This is a genomic window from Streptomyces sp. NPDC099050 (genome assembly GCF_044759865.1).
GTDB lineage: Bacteria > Actinomycetota > Actinomycetes > Streptomycetales > Streptomycetaceae > Streptomyces.
On record NZ_JBIWAE010000038.1, the window covers coordinates 1 to 19,784 of the forward strand.

General features: G+C 67.6%; 17 protein-coding genes and 1 pseudogene. 10 read left to right on the top strand and 8 right to left on the bottom strand.

Features of this window, described 5'->3' with window-relative positions; all coding sequences use genetic code 11:
* The 3 genes and pseudogenes from ACIQV3_RS37515 to ACIQV3_RS37525 all read right to left on the bottom strand — a co-directional run.
* Window positions 1-286 (bottom strand): annotated as a pseudogene (locus ACIQV3_RS37515) (hypothetical protein); the annotation flags it as partial.
* Window positions 287-461: 175 nt separating this feature from the next.
* Window positions 462-1,085: a hypothetical protein gene (locus ACIQV3_RS37520; RefSeq protein ID WP_403720938.1), complete on the bottom strand. Its 624-nt coding sequence runs from the start codon at window positions 1,083-1,085 to the stop codon at window positions 462-464.
* Window positions 1,086-1,392: 307 nt separating this feature from the next.
* On the bottom strand, window positions 1,393-2,181 hold the full coding sequence (locus ACIQV3_RS37525; RefSeq protein ID WP_403720940.1) for a hypothetical protein: 789 nt from the start codon (window positions 2,179-2,181) through the stop codon (window positions 1,393-1,395).
* A gap of 154 nt (window positions 2,182-2,335) precedes the next feature.
* Here ACIQV3_RS37525 and ACIQV3_RS37530 point away from each other — a divergent pair, with 154 nt between their 5' ends.
* From ACIQV3_RS37530 to ACIQV3_RS37565, 8 genes are all read left to right on the top strand, one after another.
* Window positions 2,336-2,947: a hypothetical protein gene (locus tag ACIQV3_RS37530; protein ID WP_403720942.1), complete on the top strand. Its 612-nt coding sequence runs from the start codon at window positions 2,336-2,338 to the stop codon at window positions 2,945-2,947.
* Between the two features lie 196 nt (window positions 2,948-3,143).
* Entirely contained in the window at window positions 3,144-3,887 is a 744-nt protein-coding gene (locus tag ACIQV3_RS37535; RefSeq protein ID WP_403720945.1) for a TnsA-like heteromeric transposase endonuclease subunit, read from the top strand.
* 119 nt (window positions 3,888-4,006) lie between these two features.
* Window positions 4,007-5,998, top strand: coding sequence for an integrase (locus tag ACIQV3_RS37540; RefSeq protein ID WP_403721047.1), 1,992 nt, complete (start codon window positions 4,007-4,009; stop codon window positions 5,996-5,998).
* Entirely contained in the window at window positions 5,992-7,059 is a 1,068-nt protein-coding gene (locus ACIQV3_RS37545) for a TniB family NTP-binding protein (RefSeq protein ID WP_403720948.1), read from the top strand. The genes ACIQV3_RS37540 and ACIQV3_RS37545 overlap by 7 nt, the downstream gene beginning before the upstream one ends.
* A 197-nt stretch (window positions 7,060-7,256) precedes the next feature.
* The gene (locus ACIQV3_RS37550) at window positions 7,257-7,910 is read left to right on the top strand and encodes a hypothetical protein (RefSeq protein ID WP_403720950.1); all 654 of its coding nucleotides are present in this window, start codon (window positions 7,257-7,259) and stop codon (window positions 7,908-7,910) included.
* Between the two features lie 3 nt (window positions 7,911-7,913).
* Window positions 7,914-8,198 (top strand): hypothetical protein, encoded by a 285-nt coding sequence (locus tag ACIQV3_RS37555; RefSeq protein ID WP_403720952.1) that lies wholly within the window; start codon window positions 7,914-7,916, stop codon window positions 8,196-8,198.
* A gap of 133 nt (window positions 8,199-8,331) precedes the next feature.
* Window positions 8,332-9,149 (top strand): IS5 family transposase gene (locus ACIQV3_RS37560; RefSeq protein WP_403720954.1). Its coding sequence is split into 2 segments (ribosomal slippage): window positions 8,332-8,674 and window positions 8,674-9,149, totalling 819 coding nucleotides; the frame shifts between segments, so codons are not numbered across the junction.
* A gap of 210 nt (window positions 9,150-9,359) precedes the next feature.
* Window positions 9,360-10,079, top strand: a complete 720-nt coding sequence (locus ACIQV3_RS37565; RefSeq protein WP_403721049.1) for an alpha/beta hydrolase — start codon at window positions 9,360-9,362, stop codon at window positions 10,077-10,079.
* Here the strand turns inward: ACIQV3_RS37565 and ACIQV3_RS37570 are convergent.
* Window positions 10,076-11,374: an XRE family transcriptional regulator gene (locus tag ACIQV3_RS37570; protein ID WP_403720956.1), complete on the bottom strand. Its 1,299-nt coding sequence runs from the start codon at window positions 11,372-11,374 to the stop codon at window positions 10,076-10,078. The genes ACIQV3_RS37565 and ACIQV3_RS37570 overlap by 4 nt on opposite strands.
* A 189-nt stretch (window positions 11,375-11,563) precedes the next feature.
* On the opposite strand from ACIQV3_RS37570, the gene ACIQV3_RS37575 reads away from it, so the two are divergent.
* Window positions 11,564-11,959: a DUF6415 family natural product biosynthesis protein gene (locus ACIQV3_RS37575; protein ID WP_403720959.1), complete on the top strand. Its 396-nt coding sequence runs from the start codon at window positions 11,564-11,566 to the stop codon at window positions 11,957-11,959.
* A gap of 158 nt (window positions 11,960-12,117) precedes the next feature.
* On the top strand, window positions 12,118-12,348 hold the full coding sequence (locus ACIQV3_RS37580) for a hypothetical protein (protein WP_403720963.1): 231 nt from the start codon (window positions 12,118-12,120) through the stop codon (window positions 12,346-12,348).
* A 98-nt stretch (window positions 12,349-12,446) separates the two neighbouring features.
* Here the strand turns inward: ACIQV3_RS37580 and ACIQV3_RS37585 are convergent, their stop codons facing one another.
* From ACIQV3_RS37585 to ACIQV3_RS37600, 4 genes are all read right to left on the bottom strand, one after another.
* Window positions 12,447-13,283 (bottom strand): alpha/beta fold hydrolase, encoded by an 837-nt coding sequence (locus ACIQV3_RS37585; RefSeq protein ID WP_403720966.1) that lies wholly within the window; start codon window positions 13,281-13,283, stop codon window positions 12,447-12,449.
* On the bottom strand, window positions 13,280-13,873 hold the full coding sequence (locus ACIQV3_RS37590; protein WP_403720969.1) for a TetR/AcrR family transcriptional regulator: 594 nt from the start codon (window positions 13,871-13,873) through the stop codon (window positions 13,280-13,282). Before ACIQV3_RS37590 ends, ACIQV3_RS37585 begins: the two co-directional genes overlap by 4 nt.
* Window positions 13,874-15,049: 1,176 nt before the next feature.
* Window positions 15,050-16,876, bottom strand: coding sequence for an alpha-galactosidase (locus ACIQV3_RS37595; protein ID WP_403720973.1), 1,827 nt, complete (start codon window positions 16,874-16,876; stop codon window positions 15,050-15,052).
* Window positions 16,877-19,182: 2,306 nt separating this feature from the next.
* Entirely contained in the window at window positions 19,183-19,515 is a 333-nt protein-coding gene (locus tag ACIQV3_RS37600; protein WP_403720976.1) for a hypothetical protein, read from the bottom strand.
* Window positions 19,516-19,784 lie beyond the last annotated feature (269 nt).

Genomic DNA, 19,784 nt, shown 5'->3' on the forward strand with positions numbered 1-19,784 from the left:
ACCAGGGCAACCTCTCGTGCCACACCGGCACCACCGACTTCGGCTTCGCCGGCCCGGACTGCGGACCTGTCTCTCGCAGACCCACAGTGGAATCCGGAGCGGCACTTCCAGCACCGCCCGGACCGAGGACCTCGCCGACCCGCGAGCGGGCAATGACCCACTCCTTCCAGTCCTGCTCGGCCACTACCAGCTCGGCCTGGACGCGGTCGGCCTCCTCCCGCAAGCTCTCCACACGACGACGAGCAGCGAGCTGCCGCTCCTCCAGCAACCCAGAAACCGGCGGCATCCACGACCTCCCGGAGAACAACAACCCAACAGGCCAACCCTCCCACCGACCCACCGCTCCTACTCCTGACCAGCGGAAACACCACAGCCACGACCGGAAAGACAACAGCCACTGAGGCACGCGGCTTGTCACAGGTCCTCGTTGAGGATCACCGTGACCGACCGGAAACGGCCTCTCAGTATCCCCAGCCGGCGTAGATGGTGACGTTCTCGCCGTTGTCCCTGGCTCCGACGCACACGTCACGCCAGTCGAGCAGCCAGCCGCTGGAACGGCAGCTCTCCTGCTGGAGGCCCAATTCGCGGATGATCTCCGGGCGGGACAGGCCGTCCCCGCTGGCCACCGTCGCAACGCGCCAGCAGCCGCCGGAACCGCAGCTGGTGCCTTCGTCAACCATGCTGATGCCTGGCGGCAATGAGGGGAGGGCCTTGGACGGCGGGGCGTCCGAGCCTTCACTGATCATCAGCGCATACAGGAGGCCGACCACGAGGGTGAGAGCGAACTGCATCCCCAGGAAGCCGATCGCTCCGTTGCGGCGGGGAATCCATTCCGGGGGAGGGGAGTTCTCGTGCCGGCCTTCCAGTCCCGCACCGCAGGCGATGAGCACAGGCGCCAGGGCCGTGAACACGAGATGGGCGTCGGGCCCGGGGGCGTGGATCCAGCCCTGCTGGACACTGATCAGCAGACCGGCTCCGGCGAGCAGCGTGCCGCCGATCGCGAAGCCGACAGGGCGGGTGCGGGCGATCGTCATCCAGACGACGGCGGGCGCGACGGCGAAGAGTATCCCCAGGACGATCAGCATGTACGGGGGGACGCGCGGCCCCGAGCGCCCGGTTCCACACGGCCGGAGCTCACTCCGGACCCGCAGGCCGGTCGTTGATGCCGTGTAGCGCGGCGAAGTCGTCGTTGCCAAAGTCTCACCCGTGCGCACCTGCGGCCGTGCCGGTGAAAACAAGCCTGCCTATGTGACAACTATCGTGCCACGGCTCAGCTCGATGCCGCCCGGCCCTCGTGTCACGACGTGTCCCGTCTCAGGCGATCTGGTCCCGGTCTCAAATGATCTGGTCCGATTCACTCGGCGTCTCAGATGATCTGGTCCGCCGGGACTGTCAGCAGGTGTCGAATCCGGGCGGTTCCATGAGGTGCGCGTCGTAGGAGTCACCCCGCATGGAGCGTGCCAAATCGAAGGTGTGTCGTGCCTGGGCAGCGGATAGACGCCGCGCCTCCCACAGCAGTGCTGCGGCATCCACCGCCTCCGGGGCCGGAGGCGGTGGCACCTCAGTCAAAATGACGCCCGTCAGCGCGGCTAGGTCGCGGGCGTCGATCCCCAGCAGGGCAGCGAAGTCCGTCACCAAGCGCGGGGTCAACTCCTTGCGATCAGACCCGATCACACCATAAGTGGCCGCCGACAGGTACGTGGGCGTCACGAACGCAAGCGTCATCGCCATGCCCGTCCAGTTCAGATTGCGGTACTGGAGCATGCGGATGACCCAAGCGCCCGGACCGCCGGCGAGGGGCACGAGCGGCTTCGGGGCGAAGCTGGAACACCGTTCCTCCTGCGGCAGTGAGCGGACCAGCTGCAGAAGTTCACGACGTCCCGCTGCGGGGAGACGCACCGCATCCGTCACCGTGTTCTTCACCCACATCGCGGCCGTGGCGTCCAGCGGCGCCATGTCGTCCGGGACCGCCAGCCTCGCGAGGATGAACAGATCGACGGCGTGGAAGCCCAGTGCGGGCCCGAGCCGTCGGAGGAGTTCCTCGCCGGGGCTGTCCCCTGCGAGCACTGCGCGGACCTCGTCTGCGTTCAGCCCGGCGCGGTCGGCCAGTTCCTGCGCGCCGAGCTCTCTGTGGTCCAGCAGCCACGCCAGCATCGTGCCGAATCCGGGGTGCTCCGTCATGCCCGCAGACTAGCCAGAAGCGCGAGTGGGACACAGCGGCGTCGACGAGAGTACGGGCCGCTGAGGGCTCACGGGTGGAGCTGTCACTGGTGACTGCGATGATCGCCTCGGCTGGCGTGAGCACGCTGGCATCGCGAATCTGGGGTGGCTTCGAATGGATACGTGGCGGGAGCTTTCCGCGCTGGTGGAGGAGCGGCTGAAGGCGGTGTCGTCCGGCGAGCGTGGTGTGTTCGCCGCCGGTGTCGCGGAGCGCCTGATGAGTTGGCACGAGGCACTGCCCGAGGACGAGCAGGCGCCGTTCACCGTGAGCCTGCGACCTCTGCTGAATTCCGTATGGGAGGGCGTCCTCGGCGACTCGACGGCCTTCTCGGCCGTCAAGCGCAGTGTCGGCGAATACATGCTCAGCGAGTACTGCCACAACGACGGCCAGGAGGGGCCGGATGACGCGGACGAGTCGGCTGCAGCGGCGGCGTTGTATGCCGCACATGCCTACCTGTTCACCTGCCAGGAATTCGCCGCTTGGACCAGCAGCCGGGCGGTTGAGGCGATCGACCAGCACCTTGAGTACCTGGCCGATCAGGAAGAAGACGAACTCCCCGTCGACACGGACGAGGCACTCGCCTCCGAGCTCCAGCGGCAACTACGGGATCTGGACCTCATCGCACGCTACTCAAAGGATCTTCGCCACGCCGGCTTGGGACTGCCCATCGACACGTCCATCCGACTGCGCGTCGAACTACGCGCTCCTCTCTCCAGCCGGGAGTGAGCTCCCCAGCGGCCACGGCCACGGCCCGGCACGGAGTCGTCAAGTCCCTGCTGGCCTGCGTCGACCAGATGGTTTGAGACGGGTTGTCACCTTTTTGAGTGACGGCAACCAGCTCTCTGCCATGGGCCCCACGGGGTGCATCACCCTCGCAGTGACGGGGAGATCGCGGCTGGGGGTGTCGATGGACGGATCGGCGTTGAGGGCCTCTGCCCCGGAGTACGCCTCAGGCATCGAGGTCGGGTTCGTCGACGCTGACGGTGTCGAGCGTTCCGAGCCACTGGCACGCTGCTGGGCCGAGGCGTTCGAGCTGGCCTCGCCAGCGCGGTCGTTCGCCTCGTTCAAGGGGCAGAAGAACTTCACCGGTGAGTACTGGGCGGCGACCTCGCGGACCCAGGTGGGCTACGAGTCGTGGGTGGAGCGGGACGCGGCGATGGCGCTGGACTTCGATCCCGCTGTCGTCGCGCTGTCCTCGCAGCCCTTCCGACTCACCTGGACGGACGGGGAGCGGGAGCGAGGGCATACCCCGGACTACTTTGTCCGGTTACGGGACGGCACCGGTGTCGTTGTCGACGTGCGACCGGAAGACCTGGTCGACGAGGACACCGCCGAGGTCTTCGCGTTCACCGCACGGGTCTGCGAGGAGGTGGGCTGGCAGTTTCGTCACGTCGGCGACCTGCACCAGCCCTACCGGGTGAACCTGCGCTGGCTGTCCCGCTACCGCCACGGCCGCTGCTATCACGCGCCATCGGCTGACCGGCTACGGGAAGTCTTCGCCGAACCCCAGCCCCTGCTCGCCGGGGCCGAGCACGTCGGCGACCGGCTGGCCGTGCTGCCGGTGCTCTACCACCTGCTCTGGCAGCAGGAACTGACGGCAGACCTGGTGACGGCCCCGCTGGGCACCGACACGCTGGTGCACCTGGCGTCCCGGGACCGGCCGTGACGTCCGCGCGGCCCGGGAGGCTGCGGCTCGGTGACCGGGTCAGGTTCCAGGAGCACACCTATACCGTGGTCGGCCTGACCGGGATGCGGATCCGGCTGGCCGACACGCACGGCACCGGCATGCTCGTCGACCAGGTCCACCTGCAGTCAGCCGAGGACTTCGCGGTCCTGGGGGCCGGCGACCGCACAGCGCTGGGCTCGGCCGCGCTGCTGGAGCGTCTGCCCGGGCCGGTGGCCGAGCGCGCCCTGTGGTGGCAGCGGCACCTGGTCGAACTCCTCACCGGGCTGCGGCCCGACGCCCCGGCCGGGGCCCGGGTCAAGCCCGAGTACGACCCGGCCTGCCGTTCGTTGGCGCAACGCGAGCAGGCGAAGGCGGCCGAGCTGATCGCGTCGGGTGAGGAGGTCACGGCGCGGACGGTGAAGCGCAAGCGCCAGCAGTACGAGGCCGACGGGATCGCGGCGGTGGTGGACCACCGGCTCGCCCCGCACGCCTCGCTGGTCGGCCGGGCCGATCCGCGGGTGGTGGCCGCGATCCGCCAGGCGATCGGCGAGAGCATCCCGGCCTCCACCCGCACGATCGAGCACGCGCGCTGGCGGACCGGGCGGATCCTGGAGGCCGAGCACGGCCAGGGCGTGGTGGAGATGCCGTCGCGGGCCACGTTCTACCGGCTCTTCGACAAGCTGTCGCACGGGGTCCATGTCACCGGCTCGGCCCGCACCCGCCGCTCGTTGGCCGACCAGCCCGAGGGGCCGTTCCGCTACGAGTCGGTCGCGGCGCCGGGCGAGCTGATGCAGATCGACTCCACCCCGCTGGACGTGTTGGTGCGGTTGGACCACGGGGTTCCCGGGAGGGTCGAGCTTTGCGCCCTGATCGACCTGGCGACGCGCACCGTTGCCGCTGCGGTGGTGCGGCCGACCACCAAGTCGGTGGATGCTTCGCTGCTGCTGGCCCGCGCGCTGACCCCGGAGCCGATGCGGCCCGGCTGGGTCCAGGCTCTGTCGATGTCCCGCTCGGTACTGCCGCACCGCAGACTGCTGACCCTGGACGAGCGCCTCGGGCACGCCGCGGCTCGGCCAGTGATCATCCCGGAGACCATCGTCTGCGACCGGGGCAAGGCGTTCATCTCGGACAACTTCCGCTCCGCCTGCCGCACTCTGGAGATTACTTTCCAGCCCTGCCACCCGCGTTCCCCGGCGGAGAAGCCCCATATCGAACGCACACTTGAATCTGTGGCCACGCTGTTCTGCCAGTTCCTGCCCGGTTACCTCGGTCGCACCGCTGAGCACCGCGGCCGGGACGTGGAGGACGAGCCGTTGTGGTCGATGCTGGAGATCCAGGAATTTCTCGACGAGTGGCTTGTCGCCAAGTGGCAAAATCGGCCGCATGACGGGCTCCGCGACCCGGGCGTTCCCAGCCGGACCTTCACCCCGAACCAGAAGTACGCCGCCCTGGTCGAGAGCGCCGGCTACGTCCCCCTCGCTTTGAGCGGCGACGACTACGTCGAACTGCTGCCAGCCACCTGGCGGGCCGTCAACTCCTACGGCATCAAAATCAACAACCGCATCTACGACTGCCCCGATCTGACCCCGTTCCGGCGCCAGCCCTCCGGTGTCACACGCAAGCGGAACCTGTGGGAGATCCACCGCGACCCCTACGACGCCGCCTGGATCTGGATGCGTCACCACTGGGAGGCCGGCTGGATCCCGGTCTCCTGGAAGCACCTCGGCAGCGTCCCGCAGCCCTTCGGCGACCTGGCCTGGGACCACGCGGCAGCCGACCTGCGGAGCAAGGGCAACCCGACACCGACCGAACAGGAGATCGCCCAGGCCGTCGCCAAGCTGCTGATCAGGGCCAACCAGGGACCGACCGACCAGGACGACGAACCTGCCGCGTGGCCATCCAAGCGGGACCGGCGCGTCGCCGCCAGGACCCGAGCCGCCGCCGAGAGCACCGGTCCACGTCCACCCAGGCCAGAACTACCACCAGCCACCGAGAACGAGCTGTCCCTCCATGGTGATGAGGCGGTGGACAGCACAGATGACGAGCCGATCGCGAAAGTCATCCCGCTCGGCATCTTCGACCCCTTCAAGGAGGCGGACAAGCGATGGTGACCGCGACCGGACCCACCCCCGGCCAGGACACGGACCCAGGTCGGCAGCACGGATGGCGACGCGCCCTGGACCGCGAAGACCTGCACCGCTACCTCACCACCCTGGAGGGCTGGCGGGAGTTCACCACCCAGGACCCGGCACCTCCCGACCTCCTGACCGAGAACCAACTCACCGACCTGGACGGTGACGGCCGACTCGACTACGACGACGCCCGCCTCGACTACCACACCCGCCTGACCGTTGCCGCGACTTCCACCTTGCGCACCGTCGTCCATGCCGGCAGGCGGTTGACCCTGCTCAACCGGCACGCGATCAGCGCCCGCCGGGGCCTGATCCTGTCCGGCGCGGCGGGGACCGGCAAGACCACCGCACTCACCCAGTTCGGCAAGACCATCGAGGTCATCGACCGACGCCAGCACCCCGGCGTCGACGGCCGGATCCCGGTGGTCTACGTCACCGTCCCGCCCGCCGCGACCTCACGCATGCTGGCCGTCGAGTTCGCCCGCTTCCTGGGCCTTCCCGTCACCACCCGCGCCAACATCACCGACGTAATCGAGGCCGTCTGCGGCGTCCTGATCGACGCGAGAGTGAGTGTCGTGTGTGTCGATGAGCTCCACAATCTCTCGCTGGCGACCAGGAACGGTGCCGAGGTCTCGGACACGCTGAAGTACTTCTCGGAGCGGATCCCGGCCACTTTCGTCTATGCGGGGGTGGACCTGGAGGCGAACGGGTTGTTCAACGGCACCCGCGGGCGGCAGATCGCCGGGCGCTTCGCGGTCATCGAAACCATTCCCTTCCCCCGCACCACGGAGTGGACCGGCCTGGTCAGCACCTTCGAAGAGGCCCTGCGACTGCACTACCACCGGCCCAAGACTCTCGAAGGACTGGCCCACTACCTCCACCAACGCATTGGCGGCATGATCGGCAGCCTGTCCCACCTCATTCGCGGGGCCGCCATCGACGCCATCCTCGACGGCACCGAGAAGATCACCCGGAAGTCGCTGGAACGGGTCAAACTCGATCGCGCAGCCCAGACCCGCAAGACCAAATCGGCCTCGTGACCACCAGCGTTGACGACGGCGACCGGCCCCTCCCACTGCCGGCCCGGCCCCGCCCCAAGAGCGGGGAGAGCACCGACTCCTACATCCGCCGACTGGCTCGCGCCAACCACCTCAAGCCCAGCTACCTGCGTGGATACCTGGCCGGGCCACCCGACTACGGCTACGGAGGTCGCCCCCGAGGCGATCGGCTCGCTGCAGTGACCGGACGTCAGCAAGACGCGCTCGAACGGGCACTGCCAGACCTGGCTCCGAGGAAATCGGCTGAGTCCGACGAGCCGGAGAAGCCCAAAAGGCACGTCACCCTCAGCGCGGACAAGCCCGCTCTCTTCGCCGCCATTCGACGCGATGCCCACACGGAACACCTGTCGGTCGGTGCGTTGTCGAAACGGCACCACGTGCACAGCCGCACCATTCTGCAAGCCCTCGCCTCCCCGACACCCCCGCCCCGAAAGCCGCGCACCGTCAAGGAGAACCCGGTCCTGGACCGCATCCGGCCCGCCCTCGATGCCATCCTCGACGAATACGCGGCAACGAACGGCGGCCAACTCCCTCCCACCCGTCTGATCTGGGAAAGACTGCTGGACGAGCACGACGCCGACGTCTCCTATGCCACCGTGCGCCGCTTCCTCGTCGGTCATCCGCTCACGAACCCCAACGGCGTCGCCGGCACCCCACGGCGTACAGCGGGGAACTTCCTCGGGGCCACCCATCAGGCTCTGCAAGTCAACGTCATCAGGAACCACCGCGGCCTGCTGGCCGCCATTCGCCAACAGCCCGCGATGCATGGCATCGACGGCTCCTTCGCGACCACCACCGCCTTCGTCCTGGGCTGCGACGCCGGGTCCTCCTGAAGCATGCTCGCCGGCTTTCACGAATGGCTGGTCGTCCGGCTCGGCAGGGGGCACGACCTCACCTGGCCTGCTCTCGTTCGCCACCTCGCCCCAGCAGGATGGATCCATCCGCTCACGCCCCACGCCGACATCGAGGCCGTCGCGACGCTCTTCCAGCTCTTGGGCGAGTTCTTGGACCAACGAGAGCAGCCCGACGGCCTCGCAAGAATCTTCAGGGACTACCAGTCATGGCTGAATACCCAAAGCTGGTATCACTTCGAAACAGCAGGGACAGACCAGATCAGCTGAGACAACACCGCGCATCCCAGCTTCCAGGACCAGATCCCCTGAGATTTTCGGCACCTCGGCGTCTCAATTGATCTGGTCGCCGCAGGTCACAGTCCTACTCGCAGACCAGATCATTTGAGACGGGACACTCGGTATGGGGCGGGGTACTTGGAGTTGGATTGTTCCGGACGGGCTGTGGGAGATCGCGAGGCCGCTGATCCCACCGTCGAAGGTGCGGTCACAGGGTGGCGGGACGCAGGACACGCCTGATGAGACGCTGTTCGCGGCGATCATCTACGTGCTGGTCAGCGGATGCGCCTGGCGGTCGCTACCGCCGTGCTTCGGGATATCGAAGTCGACGGCCCATCGCAGGTTCCTGATCTGGTCGAGAGCCGGAGTCTGGGGCCGGCTCCACGAGGAGATCCTGCACCGTCTCGACGACGCGGGCCTCCTCGATCTCTCCCGAGCGGTCCTCGACTCCGCCCATGTTCGGGCTAAAAAGGGGGCGAACTCACAGGTCCGAGCCCCGTGGACCGGGGCAAGCCGGGTTCCAAGATGCACGTCCTGTCGGACGCGAACGGACTGCCCCTCCTCGTCGGCATCTCCGCGGCCAACACCCACGACAGCCTCGGGCTGAAGCCCATGATCATGGGTCACCAAACGAGACACGACCCCCACCGAGGCCGCTACTTCAAGCCTCAGCGCCTGCACGCCGACAAGGCCTACGACGTTCCCCACCTGCGTAAATGGCTACGCGGGAAACGGATCGGGGTGCGTATCGCACGCAAGGGCGTCGAGTCCTCCGAACGGCTCGGTCGACGCCGATGGGTGATCGAGCGGACCATGTCCTGGCTCACCGGCTACCGGCGCCTCAACCACCGCTACGAACGCCACCCCCGCAACTACCTGGCCTTCCTCGGCCTCGCCGCCGCCATCTGCTGCTACAAACGACTCGTCCGCCTCACCACATAGGACACGGCCTTAGGCGGTGGCCCGGGTGGGCAGGGCGCCGTGGTGAGCCACGTTGGGCAGTCGCAGTGGATTCGCTGCCGGGGTCGTGGGCTGGTGCCTACGATCGGGAGTATGGCTTCAGAGCGGGAAGTTCGGTTCCGGTCCCTGGACGGTACGGCGCTTACGGGGACGGTGAGGGCGCCGCAGGGAAGGGCGACGGCTGGGTTGGCGGTGCTGGTGCACGGCGCGGGCGTGACCCGGGAGGAGGGCGGCTTCTTCACCCGGCTGGCCGAAGGGTTGGCGGCGGCCGGGCTGGTGTCGCTGCGGTTCGATCTGCGGGCGCACGGGGCGAGTGGCGGCAGGCCGGCGGACATCACGATGGCGGGTGTGGCCAACGACATCAGGGCAGCCGCTGATCAGTTGCGTGAGCAGTCAGGCCTCGACCGCCCCTTGCACGTGATCGCGGCGTCGTTCTCCGGCGGCGCCGCGGCTCTGTACGCCGGATCGCGCCCGCGGGAGGTCGATCGACTGGTGTTGCTGAATCCGCGTTTGGACTACCGGGACCGATACGTCGATAGCCGCCCGTACTTCGACGGCGACTACATCTCCACCACCGCCGCCCGGGACCTGGATGAGCGCGGCTATACGGAGAAGTCGCCGTTCGAGCTGGGGCGTGCCCTGCACAACGAGGTGTTCTTCCTGGACCCCGAGGTCTACCTCCGCGCGGTGCACGCGCCGGTGCTGCTGGTGCACGGTACGAAGGACACCTTTGTGCCGGTGGAGTCCTCCCGCCGCTACCTGCCACTCTTCGCCGGCCCGGCGGAGTTGGTGGAGCTGGACGGCGCGCAGCACGGGTTCGCCGTCCATGAGGATCCTGACTATGCCGATCCGCAGACGCAAGCGTGGCAGGCGCAGGTCATCGAGCACGTGGCGGGCTTCTTGACCGTTTAGGTGGTCAGGGCGGTGAGTGCTTGGCGTAGTTCGCGTACGGCGGGGCGCCGGGCGTGGGGGCGCAGCTGCGCGGCGGTGCGGCGCAGTTCCCCGAGCGCCTGGCCGAAGCCGGGGGTGGCGGCGAGTCGGAGCGCGGTCATACCGGTGGTGGCGGCCTGGTCGGGCTCGCCCGCGGCGGCCAGCGCACCGGAGAGGTGCGCGGTGAAGAACGCCCGGTCCCTGGCGGCGAACACCCCGCGGGCGAGGTGCTGCTGGAGGACGTCGACAGCTTGGGCGGGCTGGCCGGCTTCGCGGTGGCTGATGGCGCTCTGGGCCATCAGCCGGTCGAGGGTGTATCCGGCGCACAGGGGTCCGGTGCAGGACGCGGGTTCGGCGGTGCCGGCCTGGTCGAGGGCGTGGTGGGCGTCGTCCAGGGTGCGGTTGACGGTGTCTGCGGGGGCGCCGGTCAGCGCGAGGGCTCGGGCTTCCTGCTGGAGGGCTTCGGCCCGCGCCCGGGGCGGCAGGGTCCAGGGCCCGCGGGCCGCGGCCTGGGCGAGGTCGAGCATCCGCGCGGGATCATGCCGGTCGGTGGCCTGGGCTTTGCGCAGCAGGACGTAGGCGTGCATCGGGCCGTCGCCCGTCAGGGTGGCCCATTCCGCGGCCCGGTCGTGGAAGAAGACCGTGAGGTGTGCGGGGGAGCCGGCGTCGCGGTGGAGCCACGCGGTGAACTCGGCGGCCCGCGCACCGACCCCGAGGAGTTCGCGCCTTACGGGGGTGGTGGCCTCGCGGGCGAGGGTGTCGATGACGGCTAGGAGTTCCATCGCGGCCGGCAGTACGTGGCGGGGGCCGGTGCTGTTGTCGGCACGCGCGATGTTGTCGAGAGCTGCACGCAGATGACCGGCGAGGCTGTGGTCGCCGAAGCGGCGGGCGTGGGCGACGGCGGCCGCCAGCCGGTCCGGTCCGCTGCCGAGTGTGAGTGCGGGCGCCGCGCCGAGCACCCCCCGTATGAGCAGCCGCCGGTGCACCCCGTCCTCCTCGGGCCTGGTCGTGGTGTCGTCACTGCCGTTCCGGGGTGGGGTGAAGCCGAGTTCTTCGAGGGACAAGGCGAACATGGACTGGAGAATCCGTCGGGCCTGCCGGTTGGGCCATCCGGGCTTCGACGACTCCCACCGACGCACCTGCCGCACGTCGACGCCGGCCTCCTCGCCGAGCAGGGCGGCGTGAGCGGTGTACGCGGTGGCGACGTCGCTCTGGCTGTGCCAGCCCCGCTGCAGACGCGCGGCACGGAAGGCGGGATTCCCCGGGCTCTGGGACATCGCGACCCCCAATACGGCTTGCGGACGAAACAGCGCCCGCCCGAGCGGAAGCAGTGACTCACGACGGTACTCCCGCGAGATGTCCTCGGATGTGTCCTCGTTGCATCCCGCACCCCCCTTTACGGTCCAGGCAAGGGTTCTGACTGGAGATCAGCAGGGCTGGCCAGGCCCAGGACCAAGGGAGGGAACGTGACCGTACCCGTGCAGGCCCATCCGTTTCAGGTAGTGAGCGAAGTCAACGCGGTACCAGGACTGCCGCTCGACACCGTGGTGATCAGCGAGAGCGTCTCGCTCATCCTCGAACTGCGCGAGGCCCTGCCGTCCGCCGCCCTGCGTGCTTTGTGGATGAGCTGGCTCAGCGGCCACTTCGCCCTTCTCCTGCCCGCCCTCACCGCATCCTCCAGTCATCCGCCCGAAACCAGGGATGACCAGCTGATCGCGGAGGCCATCAACTTCGTACGCGGAGTACTGGAGCGTGGTCTGCCCGAGGAAGCCGAAGCCGCCTATGTACAACTCCAAGAGCTCGCCCGCACCTGCCGCTTCCTCCTCGGGCTCGCCAGCGACCTCTTCCAGCACAACCCGTGACCAGGCCTCCCCTCTGGCAACCCGCCGTTGCCCAGAACCGGGCGAGGCAAGCACGACACCGAGCCCGCGCCGTCACCGCGGGTGGAAGAGAGCACGGAGTCCCCGCCATCCGCCTGCCCCGGTCCCACCCCCGATACCGACACGCAGGAGGGACGGACGTGATCTGGAAAGAAGCGAACATGTGGATCCGGGAAGACACCGCTCACCGGCTGCTGGGACGGGAGGTCGTACACCCCGCCACGGGCCGCACCGGCACCGTCGCGACCGTACTCGTACGCACAGCGAAGACGACGGGCCGCACCACGTCCCGGACAGCGCACATGCGGCCTTTGGACGGGTCCGGCTGCGAGTGGACGGCAGACCCCCGCGAGCTGAAGCTCCTGCGCTGACAGCGGCCACGAGGATCTCCCCACGTACGGCCAGTTGCGGATGTGACGTTCAGTGACCACCTTCGGTGGGCGCCAACCCTGGCGAGTCTGATTCGGTCTTAGGCTCGGAAGGCCTTCCTGAGGAGCTCGCCGAACTCGGCAGGGTGCGTGGTCAGGCCGGTGTGCCCGCCCGGGAAGTGTAGGTGTTCCGTACTGAGTTGCTCCGCCAGGAAGGCGGCCGGACGGTAGGGCAGCTCGCCGCGTGAGTCCTGTCCGCAGGCGAGCACGAGCCGGTCCGACTGCGCCTCCAACTGGTGGACGTCCGGGGCGTAGGACATGAAGCTCGGCACGATGCGTCCGACGAAGTACGGCAGGTTGGCCATCGTCTGCTCGGCCCGTGCTGCTGCCTGCGGTGGCAGCTTGGTCTCGGCCTTCGGCTCGCTGGTGTCGCCTCCCTTCTTCAGACCCGCGGCGAACACGGCCATCGCCGGCATGAGCCCCTCTGCGTGGAACGTTGCCTGTACGCGCGCGATGTACGCGCGGTGTTCGGAGGCGTCTGGCAGGACCTCCACCACCGGCGGTTCGTGCGCCACGAGGCGTGCGACGCGTTCGGGATGGGCGGTGAGCAGGTGCAGGGCGGCGATCGCGCCCGAGCTTGAGCCGAACACCCGGGCGGGCTCACCGGGCGACAACATTTCCAGCATCCGGGAGGCGTCGTCGGCGTGTTCGGCCACGTGCTGTTCGACCTCGGGGTCATCCAGCGTGCTTCGGGACATGCCGCGCGGGTCGTAGGTCGCGACGGTGTATTCGGCGGCCAGGTCGTCGGCAATGCCGTCGCAGGAGGCCGCACCGCCCGCCCCTCCGGGCATCAGCAGCAGGAGCGGGCCCTGGCCGCGCACTTCGTAGTGCAGGTTCGCACCGTTCACGCGCAGGGTGCCGATGGTCGGGGCGGTCACGATGAGTCTCCTTCTCGGGACGGGGGCCAGTGCTCCAGCAGGGTGTGGAGGGCGTCGAGGGTGCGGACCCAGGACTGTTGCGGTGAACGCTCGTGTGCGAACCCGCCCGCGGCCTCCAAGGCGACGAAGCCGTGGAACGTGCTGCGCAGCAACCGGACCGCGTCGGTCAGGTCGGGTTCGGTCAGTCCGTAGCCGCGCAGCATGCCGTAGGTCAGCTCGACCGCGCGGCGCGGTCCAGACGCTTTCGCGGCCAGCTCCGGGTCGATCCGGATCGGGGTCTGCGTGGCCATGTAGCGGCCCGGATGCTCGTGGGCGTACTCCCGCCAGGCGTTGGCGAACGCGACCAGCGCGTCCTTGCCCGCCCGCCCGGTGGTCGCCTCCGCGATGCGGATGGTCTTCTCGTCCGCCGCCAGCAGCGCGATCCGTCCGCGCAGATCCTCCAGATTGCGGACGTGCGTGTAGAGACTCGCATCCTTTACGCCGAGCCGCCGCGCCACCTGCGACATGGTCACCTGGTCGAGCCCGACCTCGTCCGCCAGTTCGGCACCCGCGATCGTCACCCGCTCTGCCGTCAGCCCAGCCCGCACCATGCGTCGCCCTCCTCGCGTTCCTAGGACTCCTAGTTTTAGCCTAGAGATCCTAGGAACGGCAAGTAGGAGACATCCCTCAAGCCCGTACTGCTCTTGCGGATGGCTCACCGTGCGCTCGACCACCGTCGGATTTACATCTCCGTCCGCGGCCAGTCAGCCTGATCGCGCTCGACGCGTATTGCCGCTTTGGCTCCGCCATGCTGATCACCCACTGCGACAATCGCGGCCAGATAGCTCCCCGCTAAGTGGCCGCCAGCGGGGAATCAGAACTGGCCACTGACACTGCGCCACCTCGCGCCGGACATGCCCGCAGGTGCCCGGTGAACGGTGTCCTCTGTGTGGCGCGGCGCTCGATGCCGAGGGGCGGTCCGCTGGAGGGTGGACGGGCTGTGCCGCGCAGCATCCTCCCCTGGGGAGGGCCAGGACGCCGAGGACCCATCAGTCCCGAAGTTCTCCTTACCGAACTCGACACCCGGGCGTACCTGTCCTAGACGTGCGGGAATAGGTCCTCAGCCGGGCTCACGGTGCCAGCGCTCTCCCCGTGGGCTTGGGTAAAGTGACCTGATCTTCTTCCAGTACTGCTCGAGGTAGGCGTCTGTCTCTCGCAGAGCCGGGTCGAGCAGCGAGGCCTGCAATGGGGCCGTGCGCTCGTGCTTGGTGTCTGTGCTGGTGGCTGCGGGCGTCGTCTGGCGTCCGTAGGCTCTGGCGCGACTGGCGCCTTGTTGTTCTTGCCTCATTTTGCGGGTCGCCCAGTATCGAGCCACCAGGACGACTGCGGTAACAGTGGCTGCCGTGACGGCATGCAGCCCGGGGTTCGCGGCCACGACTTTCCTTCCGTGTTTTCCAAGTAGATGAAACGGCCGATGACGCCGACCCGCTGGGGGCGTGATCGGTGCTCTGGCGGAGTGCGTCAGCTGGGCCAAGGCCCTGGTCAACAGCCGGGCAGTGGCAGCTCCGGCCCAGTCCACGGTGACCTTGACCGCGCCGAATTCACAGCGTTCTGGCAGTCGGTCCGTCCTCAGTGAACGCCTCCCACTGCGGGGCAGGCGTTCACCGCTGATGTAGATCCGTAGCAGGTCGGACGCGCTTCAGTCGCTCGGCGTACGGTGACGGCGGTGGTCTTCAAGGTTGTTGTGTCCTTGAAGACCACCGCCGGTTGGTCGTACTCGTGGGGTGTCAGCTGGTGCGGGTGAGGGACCAGGTCTGGTTGGCTGCGGGGGCCTGCTGGGTGAGGGCGGACTTGTCGATGGTGCCGGAGGCGGTGACGGCGAGGTTGCTGTGCTTGGCAATCAGCTTGTAGGTGTGGTTGCCGGCGGGCGTGAGGGTGAACTTCTGGTTGGACTGGTTGTTGCAGGTGTACTGGATGATCTTCGCCCCGGCCGTCTTAGACACATTGTCGACGTCCAGGCACTTCCCGGAGGCGCTGTTCTTCAGTGCGTAAGTACCGTCGGTGTTGGCGGTGAGGGCCCAGCGCTGGTTGGTGGAGTGCTTGCGCTGCCAGGTGACCATCTGCGTCAAGTTGGCGGTGGAGGAAGCGGGGTTGTCGAGCACCTGGGCGAGGGCGGTCGCCGAGGCGATCTCATAGGTGCCGCTGCCCGGGAGGGCCTGGTTGGCGCTGATCGCACCGCTGGGTGTGATGCGGTACATGGCGGTGGCGTGTGCGGGAAGGGTGGCGGAGAGATCTCCGGTGGTCGTCGTGGTTGCCCCGGTCCACAGGTCCTTGACGCTGTAGGAGGGCGCCCCAGCGATGCCGAGTTCGGCGACGCTGGTGCTCACGGTGGCTTCTCCCGCGCCGAGGTTGGTGAGAGTCACCGATTGGTCGCCGCCCGCCAGTTCGCGGATGGTCACCAGCTGGGTCCCGGAGCTGACGACGGTCCTGCTCGCCTTGCCGAGGCTGTCCTGGTCGACCGCGAGCACGTCTGGGTTGGTGAGGATCTGCTGAACCTCAGGCGTCATCTCGGTGAGCTTGTTGCCGGCCATGAGGGGCGCGGCCATCTGGGCCCAGAGAGACATGTGACTGCGTTCCTCGGCCGGGGTGAGACTTTCGGTGCCCTTCCGGACTCCGACCTCGAGCATGTCAGGGTCGTTCCAGTGCCCCGGTCCGGCCTGGCCCCCGAGGGGGCCGTTGATGCGCGCGATGTTGAGCACGCCCATGGCGTAGCCGTTGACCTTGTTGGTGTCCCAGGCCGGCTTGATGTCCTCCGTGGTGCGCCAGAGGTTGGCGATGCCGCTCCAGTCGAAGGTGGCCCCCGTCTTGTCCTTGTGGAAGCTGTTGGGGTTGATGCTGTAGACGATCGGCCGCTCGGGACTACCGGTGGCGGCCGCGGCGCCGGCGGTGGCGGCGGCGAGGGCGTCGCGCATGATGGTAAAGCGTTGCTTCTGGTACGCCAGCTCGGCCTGCTGGTTCTCCTGCTGGCTCTTGGAGGGGTCAGAGGCCTTGGAGAGCGCGAAATCGTAGTCGCACCAGTCGTACTTGAGGTAGTCGACGCCCCAGGCCGCGAAGCTCTTGGCGTCCTGAACCTCATGTTCGAAGCTGCCGGTGGAGCCGGGGAACTGGTTGTTGCGCTGTCCGCAGGTCCGCTCGGTGGGAACCTGGTAGATGCCGAACTTGAGCCCCTTGGCGTGGATGTAGTCGCCCAGCGCCTTCATGCCATTGGGGAAGCGATCCGGGTGGGCGCGGAGGTTGCCCTGGGCATCGCGCTCGGGGTCCATCCAGCAGTCGTCGACCACGACGTACTCGTAGCCGGCGCTCTTCATCCCCGAGGTGACGATGCGATCGGCGCTCGCCTTGATGAGCTCCTCGTCGATGTCACAGCCGAACGAGTTCCAGGTGTTCCAGCCCATCGGGGGAGTGGCCACCTCTTCGGCGAGGGTCGAGGCCCCGGCCTGGGGGGCGGCGCCGATCTGGACGCCGGCAACCGAACAGACCAGCGCCGCTACGGTGGCGAGGGCCGGAAGACCGACGCTGCTTCTGGCGAAGCCAGAGGGGATCAAGCTGCTCATTAAAGCTCCTGAAATGTGGGAGGGGCACAGCTGTGATTGACAGCCCGGGATGGGGGGAGGTATGCCGCCTCTGGATCTGGCAGCCGCCGGGGGAGGGGTAACCAGGGTTGACCTCGTCATGACGTGGTCCAACTCGGCAAGCCAAACCCACAGGAACGAACATTTCCACTCGGGTTGCAACACATGAAATCTGCGTTAACCGTCATCGTCAAGGGGGGTGACGGTACTGGTTCGATGACGAAATGACTTTCGCGGAATGGATCATTCCGTCATCTGTCCCGAGCAGACGACGAAATTCGCGCGAGGCCCTCTCTCGGAGGGGCACTGAGCGGCCCTATCGAAGGGGCTCGGCAGTCGCCAGAAAGTCAGGGACGTTACTCCGGAGATCAACTGACGTCAGCTCACGGGAGAAGGAATACGACCACCGTTGAATTTCCGCCCATGGGTGAGAGCGGCCTCGTCGGGCCCACGCCGGTGTTCTCCTGCCCCTTACTGGTTTCCTGTGTCCTGCCTCCTGCGAGAGATGCACCAGCGTTCCGCGGACGCACCCCTCTTAGAGCGGCTCAGCGGAAGCGGGACTGGGTGAACAGGGTGCTGCCGTGCCACGGGGAACCGGCAGCACGGCGGCGGGCCGGTCGCCGTGCAGGCCCAGATCGCCGGTCGGGGCGAGTGACCGTCAGTTTGGCTTGCCGCTTGTGGTGACGCGGCAAGCCGGTGTCAGGGCGGCCGGTAATAAGGCGGGCCGGCTCACGGAGGTCCAGGCGCTCACTTCTCTCCGGCGGGAGAGCGCGCGGAACATTCTTGACGACGGACAAATGCGGGATGCTCTCCGGTCAGGAATCCCAGCAGCATCCAGGCGGTTGCCGGACGTGCCGTCCTGCGAGCCGTGCGCTCTGCTCATGATGGTGACCTCGGTCGAGCGGGAGGTGAGGTGCCGCCAGCCGGGATCCCGGTCGGCGGCACATGGGCCAGGGAAGGCCCGAAAGTGATGCGTGGTCAGCTACAGGTGGTGCCGGCGATCCACCAGCTGTGGCTGACGTCGATCACAGCGGGGGACGAAAGCCCCGAACGGGAACGGCTTGGGGACTCTGAGCTCGCCGTACATCCACGGCCATGACACCAACGCTATTGCCGTTGATGACCAGCGCAGCCTTCTTGCCGGAGAGCTTGCCAGACTCCCGTTCCCGCAGGCCAAGTGGGCACCCAAGCCCAAGCCGATGATGTGTCGGTCTTGACGCCGGCGTCCTAAAGGCGGTGACGGCGCCCCGGACGTTCCCGCTGTTGCCGCCCGGACAATCCCGTTCTTCACATCGGGGTCGCGGGGAAGGTGGCAACGGCTCTGTCGTATCAACCGGGTGGAGGTCCTGTCCGCGGCGACGTCGAACTTCTGGCTCTTCGCCCCGCAGCCTTACAGAACGCGCTGTCGATCACCCATTCGATCCGGCCCTCACGTACTCCTCGCGGCCGTGCCTACCTTGTCGCTCACGAAGGTTCCGCTGAACCCGATCCACGAATCAAGGTTCTTGGAGCAGCCCGTGGGTGATGGGCCGGTCGAGCAGATCTGGTCGTGGGACGTCAGGAGGAGGACGTCCCCACCCGTGGCGGCTGCACAATCTGCTGACCTACTGCCCGGTCGAGCATCACGATGATCAGGCCGTTCGACTTGTGGGTAACTCGTCCTGGACCCCACCGATGGCCCTGTCGGCGTCGTTGCCGAGGCTGGCGACCTTGAGGTTAATACTCAGCTCGGCAGCCTTTGTCCTGGCACCTTCGCCCCCGGATGACGGAGAGGCGGTGGGCTTGCGGCCCGTGGGGGAGGCCGCAAGCCCCAGTGTGCCGCCCACTCCGACGACGGCAGCCAAATGGATTCGCGGGAAGTGCATGGAGGGCTCCTGTGACGCGCTCGTCCCGGGCCCAACAACACGATCACCCAGAATCGATCAAATTTCAAACGTATGACACACACGTAAAGGCTCAGCTTGGACGTTCGTCAAGCCTTTCAGGCGAATCGCCCTACTTCGAGACCTTGCTGTGACTTCCGCCCGCTCCGCGGCAGTTGGAGGCAACAGGGTGCCGTCCGACAGCGCAGCAGCGCGCGATGGCAGTACGTCGGCGAGTTCGCACAGCCGGCGCTCCGAGGACGGGAACTGATGCGGCTGGCCGCATTCGGCTCTGACCGGAGGTGACGGACGACCCGTTCCAGGGATGCGCGCGGCCGAACCGCGCGGGGCCCGGCCCATGTGCAGGTTCAGCTCGTCCCGCCGACGGCCCCGGAGCGGTGCTGTGCATCTGTGCAGCACCGTTTGCTACAGAAGGGGCTGCAGGTGGGCGACTTTTGCGCCGTAGGGATCGATCTTGGCCCCTTGCCGATGCATTACGGCGCGTTCCGTTCGTGCCTCGCGAAGTGCCTCGCCGAGCGCCTCGGAATGTGATGCGGCCGCCACCACGAACGTCTGGCACCCCGCCCGACCGTCCGGAGTGATGAACGTCCACGTCACCTCATACTTCTCCACGTACCACACGGCATATTGGCGCAGTGCCCCGCCCTCTGTGAGGCGCGAGAAATCGGCAGAGTGCCGGGTCTCGCTCTCCGGAGCGTAATGAGTGGGTTCAGCGAGCCGAGTCAGTTTGTTCGACATGGCGACTCCTCGGTGCAGGCCCCCCGGGCAGCTGTGCCGCTGACCTGTTATCCCGCGCCTGCGCCTCGAGGCTCCCACCCGACGTAGCGCGCGACCAGTGAGGGCGCTGCAACCGTCGATACGGCTCAGCTCTCCCACTGGAGGTCAGACGTCTTGTCAACACTTAGGATGACTAGGCCTCGATTCTGCGCTGCAGCGGGCTCGTTTACAAGAGTTTCTGGCTAGACATTGGATGACTTGTCCTTGGTCATGCAGAACATCATATGTCT

Bases quoted from the DNA above. Each gene is read 5' to 3' on its own strand.
- ACIQV3_RS37520 (WP_403720938.1), bottom strand. From the start codon at position 1,085: ATGCTGATCGTCCTGGGGATACTCTTCGCCGTCGCGCCCGCCGTCGTC.
- ACIQV3_RS37525 (WP_403720940.1), bottom strand. From the start codon at position 2,181: ATGACGGAGCACCCCGGATTCGGCACGATGCTGGCGTGGCTGCTGGAC.
- ACIQV3_RS37530 (WP_403720942.1), top strand. From the start codon at position 2,336: ATGGATACGTGGCGGGAGCTTTCCGCGCTGGTGGAGGAGCGGCTGAAG.
- ACIQV3_RS37540 (WP_403721047.1), top strand. From the start codon at position 4,007: ATGCTCGTCGACCAGGTCCACCTGCAGTCAGCCGAGGACTTCGCGGTC.
- ACIQV3_RS37545 (WP_403720948.1), top strand. From the start codon at position 5,992: ATGGTGACCGCGACCGGACCCACCCCCGGCCAGGACACGGACCCAGGT.
- ACIQV3_RS37555 (WP_403720952.1), top strand. From the start codon at position 7,914: ATGCTCGCCGGCTTTCACGAATGGCTGGTCGTCCGGCTCGGCAGGGGG.
- ACIQV3_RS37570 (WP_403720956.1), bottom strand. From the start codon at position 11,374: ATGTCCCAGAGCCCGGGGAATCCCGCCTTCCGTGCCGCGCGTCTGCAG.
- ACIQV3_RS37590 (WP_403720969.1), bottom strand. From the start codon at position 13,873: ATGGTGCGGGCTGGGCTGACGGCAGAGCGGGTGACGATCGCGGGTGCC.
- ACIQV3_RS37595 (WP_403720973.1), bottom strand. From the start codon at position 16,876: ATGAGCAGCTTGATCCCCTCTGGCTTCGCCAGAAGCAGCGTCGGTCTT.
- ACIQV3_RS37600 (WP_403720976.1), bottom strand. From the start codon at position 19,515: ATGTCGAACAAACTGACTCGGCTCGCTGAACCCACTCATTACGCTCCG.